The following is a 279-nucleotide window of genomic DNA, read 5'->3' on the forward strand; positions in this document are numbered from 1 at the left end:
GCGCACGCTGGATACGCTCGGCATCCCCAGAACGACCTTTTACCGTTGGTATGACCGGTATCTGTCGGGCGACCCCGAGGCGCTTGAGGATCGCAGCCCCAGACCATCACGGGTCTGGAACCGTATTCCTCAGCCGGTGCGCGAGAAGATCAAGGACTTGGCCCTGAAGGAAAGCGATCTGTCGCCGCGCGAATTGGCCGTGCGGTTCACCGACACGGAAAAGTACTTTGTGTCAGAGGCTTCGGTCTATCGCATCCTCAAGTCCTACGACCTGATCAC

At 59.1% G+C, this 279-nt stretch carries 1 protein-coding gene; it reads left to right on the forward strand.

Annotated elements, in window-relative coordinates; translation table 11 throughout:
- Positions 1-279, forward strand: a 279-nt coding sequence (locus tag HJ536_RS20775; protein WP_177159292.1) for a helix-turn-helix domain-containing protein, incomplete at both ends; no start/stop codon positions are given.

It is taken from the genome of Donghicola mangrovi (genome assembly GCF_013377535.1).
Classification (GTDB): Bacteria; Pseudomonadota; Alphaproteobacteria; order Rhodobacterales; family Rhodobacteraceae; genus Donghicola; species Donghicola mangrovi.